This window comes from Bacillus sp. 7884-1 (assembly GCF_002272245.1).
In the GTDB taxonomy this organism is placed as follows: domain Bacteria; phylum Bacillota; class Bacilli; order Bacillales; family Cytobacillaceae; genus Neobacillus.
Map to the genome: position 1 here is coordinate 1 of NZ_NPDD01000287.1, position 5,399 is coordinate 5,399.

1 protein-coding gene is annotated in these 5,399 nt (G+C 35.2%); it reads left to right on the plus strand.

Translation table 11 applies throughout. The annotated features are described in order from the left end of the window. The first annotated feature begins 828 nt into the window (after nt 1-828). On the plus strand, nt 829-4,932 hold the full coding sequence (locus tag CHI06_RS28180; RefSeq protein WP_095251945.1) for a S8 family serine peptidase: 4,104 nt from the start codon (nt 829-831) through the stop codon (nt 4,930-4,932). The last annotated feature ends 467 nt before the right edge of the window (nt 4,933-5,399 follow it).

The window sequence follows — 5,399 nt, forward strand, 5'->3', positions numbered from 1 at the left end:
ATTGTAACACTTACGGTCGAATAACCAATTGGCTGTTTATCTTTTCTTTGCATGCTTGGGATAATACCATTTGGATTGGTCGATCCGTCAACGGTACTGTGGAACCAGAACCCTCTTTGAGCTTGGTACCCATAATCAGTACCGAATTACCTTGCATGATTAAATGAATTTTCATTAGCCTAGTGACTATCCCTCTATGTTGATAAGACATTTCAACGGTACTGTGCCACCACTTATACGTTTGATGTATTACACCAAATGGAATTGGTAGATTTCCGTTGGATCTTCATCATTTGTATATACGATACATCCCTCATATGTTCCTTTTTCAGCTGTTTTTGGAATAGAGAGATTAAATTTGATTACTCTCTTCCTTCTATATTTATTGAATCCTACTTTTGTGCGCTTTTTCCTCCAATTTTTCTTCCTCCAATTCTCTTCATTATGTAAGTGCTAATGAATAACGAAACGATGATTAAATTTTCTTTCCATAACAACAATTATTTATGTATTTATTATTACTCTAAGTCGAATGTTGTAAATTATGGGGAATTTTAATATATGGTTATTCAAAAGAACGCATATTTCATAAACATTTTTATTAACTAAATTGTCGTTTAATATCGAACTTTCAATAATTTTGCTGAAAAATGTTTGGGTTTTGTCGAAAAACATTATTTTTGTAATTTTATGTTAAATAAATAATGACAAACTTCACCTTTAATTCCCCCAATACCCTTCATGAAAATTTCAGGTTATTATATTAGTAGAACGATTATTCTGAACAGTGTGATCTTTTTTATATGAGTGAAACAGGGGGTTGTAAAGATGAAAGGTATAAAGAGAAAAGTTTTTCAAGCTACCATTGTGCTTACTTTAGCCAGCAGTAGTATTTTGGGTTCTTCGATGATTACCCAAACGCCGACGTATGCTATTACGAGTGAAAGTATAGCAGAGAAAATTATGCTATCTTTAACGGATGAACAACGAGCAGCGTTGCAAAACCTAGATTCCACAGAATTAAAGACCGGATTGCGATTATCTGATGATGTGGACTTAACTAGTGAAGAAGAAGTAACGGTTATTGTTGAATTCAAAGAACTTCCAGCAAAAGTAGCTCAAATAGTAGAGGCTTCCAAAGGGGAATCCATTTCGTTAGAAAAAGCGAAAGAAAAGGTAGAAAAGTCACATGCTCAATTTAACAAGGAATTACAAGAAAAAATAGGAAAAATAGAGAGATCTAATAAGGATAATTTTAATATTAAATATACTTATCAGAATGCATTTAACGGAGTAACAATGTCGCTTCCAGCAAATCAAATTAATAAATTAATGGAAATGGATACGGTTAAAGCCGTTTTTAGTGATAGAATAGTACAAATTGATCCGCCACCTCTAATAAAGGAAGAAGAACAAACAAAGGTTGATAGTATCCCATTTTTAAATATTGATAAATTGCATGAAGAAGGTTATACAGGTAAGGGTATAAAGATTGGCGTTCTTGATACGGGTATTGATCATCAACATCCTGATTTAATAGACGTATATAAGGGTGGATATGATTTTGTAGATAATGACAACGATCCAATGGAAGCAACATATGCTCAATGGAAAGCTTCTGGAAAATCAGAAATAGTTAATGGAAAACCATACTACACTAGTCACGGCACACATGTGTCAGGAACTATTGCTGGTCAAGCTAAAAACGTTTCTGATTATAAAGTAACTGGAGTTGCTCCTGATTCTGATTTATACGTTTACCGAGTTTTGGGACCATATGGTTCAGGACAGACTTCTGCAGTTATTGCTGGGATTGAACGGTCAGTTGCTGATGGGATGGATGTTATTAACCTTTCACTAGGTTCAACCCAAAACAATCCATTAGAAGTAGCAAGCTTAGCGATTGATAATGCCGTATTAAGTGGTGTGACAGCTGTAGTAGCAGCGGGTAACGCTGGAGATGGTATGTACACATTAGGTTCTCCGGGGGCAGCGGCACTTGCGTTAACCGTTGGGGCAAGTTCTGCATCTACCAAAGTCACGTCATTTGCGAGTAAATTTATGTCAGCTGATATAGCCACTGAGAGTACATTACAATTAATGACCAAAACATGGACGGATGACTTCTCAAACCTGTCTGGTCAAACATACGATATTGTCAATGTAGGCGAAGGCGGAGCAGCCGATTATACAGGAAAAAACGTTCAAAATAAAATTGCATTCGTTGCACGTGGAACTTATGCTCTTATTGATAAAATGAAATACGCAAAGCAAAACGGGGCAGCAGGTGTCATCATATACAACAACAATGCTACAGAAGGACAAATTCCTTTTTATCTGGGAGAAAGCAATGATCATATTCCAGTATTCTCTATGACGAATAATGACGGTTTGGCTGTCAATGATTTATTCACCAGTGGTACGCCGAGTGTTACGTTAGGAACTCTTGGAGAGAGTGAAATTTCTGGTGATGAATTAGCTAGCTTTAGTTCTAGAGGACCATCTGGTATATTATATGATATTAAACCAGAAGTAACGGCACCAGGTGTATCGGTCTTATCAACGGTACCGTCTTATATTAATGACAAAACTAATTTTAGTTATTCCACTGCATACACAAGAATGTCGGGTACTTCCATGGCAACTCCGCATGTTGCTGGGATTGCAGCATTGTTGTTACAAGCACATCCTGAGTATACACCTGCAGATGTGAAAACGGTCTTAATGAATACAGCCGAACCTTTAAAGGGTCAATATAGTGTGTTTGAAGTAGGGGCAGGAAGAGTGGACCCTTATGATGCGATCAAATCTACTACAGAACTAGCCATTCAAGATGAAACACCATATATTAAAAATAATGTAAAAGAAATGATCAATGAACAAACAGGTGGTCTTAGTTACGGTTTTGTTCCAATCGCTACAGAGGACATCACAAAAACAACGAATCTATTAATCACGAATTATAGTGATAAAATGGAGAAGTATAACATTTCGGTTGAGTACAACGTTGGGGTTCGTGGTTCCATGGATGCGAATGAAAACGGCGTGTCACTAGTATTACCTGAGGATGTTAAAATTAATAAGAATAGCCAGGAAAGTATTCCTATCTCATTGTTTATTCCAACAACTGCAAAAAAAGGCACGTACGAAGGATATATCCATATTGTGGATGAAAAAGATCCGACTCATCATTATCAAATTCCATTCGGCTTCCGTCTAGTGGAAGAAGGTTTCGAATATTTCAAAGTTCACTCACCAAATATTTCTACAAATCGTCAAAAGAATCCATATAGTATTAAGAATACCGATTTAGATTTTAGATTAAATTCACCAATGAAAACATTAGATTTTATTCTAGTTGATTCAAAGACAAATAAAGATATGGGTTTAATTAGAACAGTTGATGCTTCTGGTGCAGGAATCGATTTGGATATATATATTCAAAGTGCATTTAACGGAAGGTATTTTCCATTTACAGGAAATGAAAAAAAACCAATAGGAATTGCCTCAATATTAGCAACGGATGGATTATATAAAATAAAAGTCATTGGAACCAACCTTGATGAAAAGCAATATACAAAGACAGATCAAGTGTACATTGATAATAACGTCCCAACATTTACTTTAGATGATACAAATGCTTTGCCTAAAGGGGATCTTCCATTCGTTGAATTGGCACCTGGTCAAAAAACAGTTACACTATCTGGTAGTGTGTACAACAGTGACGCAATCGAAATGGAAGCTAATGGCATCAATGTGAATCAAACCAAAAATAATGTTTGGTACGGACCTTACTCTCCAGCATGGGGAATTCCTACCGATGAAAATGGCAAGTTTACGAAAGAAATTACAGTTGATCCTGGTTATAATCAAGTAAATAGGCTCCAATTTGTAGGGGCGGATAAAGCTGGGAACACAACAAACGCTAAAATCATTTATTATATGAAATCAGGGTCACAATATATTTACGCCAAACCAAATAAAGAGTCGATTACTATGGGGGATCAATTAACCTATACCTTCTATGCTCATGGTTTGCAAAATGCAAAAGATTTAACAATCAAGTTTGATTACACATCAAAATATTTTAATTCGGTAGTATTTAATAAAGGTCAGGCTTTATCTAATGATACAGTGTTTACAGTTACCTCAATTGGGACTGGAAGCAAATCGAATACGGTTAATATTAAAGCTCCTGGAGATGGGTTAACTGGTGATATAGCATTATTTGATGTGCAAGTAGAGACGAACGCAAATGAATATGTAAATTTAAATCATTCATTCTTTTATGTCAATTCATCTTCTTATCTAGATCTAAGTGGTAAAACGGTACGCCCATATTACGAAATCGGTTTAATACCAAGTTATTCAGCGTATTCGATAGCTTCAGCGAAAATCAATGCTCAAGGATTGTTGAATGCAAACGGCAGCTTTAATTATGCAATCAACTATACTACCATTGGTGCACAAGCTAAGTTGAGAGACACTAAAGGTCAAATGTACAACGGAGAAATTAATCAATATGGAGACATTTCATTTAAAAACTTGCCAACTTCTGAACAGGTGTATACGGTAATCGTTGATGTACCTGGTCATTTTACAACTTACACACCTTTGGAAATTGGTCGAAAAGATGGAGATAAGTATGTTGGCGAAAGTGTTACTTACTCTGCACCTAGAGAATATGCAGGAGATATTAATAAAGATAATGTGATCGATATTCATGACGTGATTTCACTTCAACAATATTGGGGAACGGATAACCGCGAATATGATCTAAACTTTGATAAAACGGTCGATGCAAAGGATTTCAAGTTGCTTGAAGCTAATTACACAAAAGAGAACGATTATGTATTAGACACTCCTACCGCTGTAAAAGAGTTTAATGGGAAAACTATAGAGTCCATTAAGCAAGCACTAGGGATCAATTAATCATTACTCGCGCAAAATTTTCATAAGTGATAAACTTCCTATTATTACTGAGTGAAATTACTTTAACTATTTATCAGGATATCTAAGTAGTTAATGTAGTAATTGGCTATCTCTTCAAGTTATTTGGTTATATAAACTATATTAAATACAGCTTTGTAAATCCGTTAAAAGAACATAAAAAGGTAAAACCCAATGTAAACTGCACCCTATAGAGTAGACACTAAAAAAAGGTCTGCCCTATAGGGTACTTTTATGTATAATTAACCAAAAATAGGAGAATCAGGTAAAAATTAAATGCCGAAAATACACTTTACTGAGAAAGAATTAAAAAATGTTTTATCAACACTAAACTAGACAACTTTTTAAAGGTGTTCCTTTTTGTATTCAATGGGGTCTACACGCACGCAATTTTTGGCATTAAATTTGGAAATTTCTTAGTTACCCAAGCCAATACTTCTTCCGTTCGG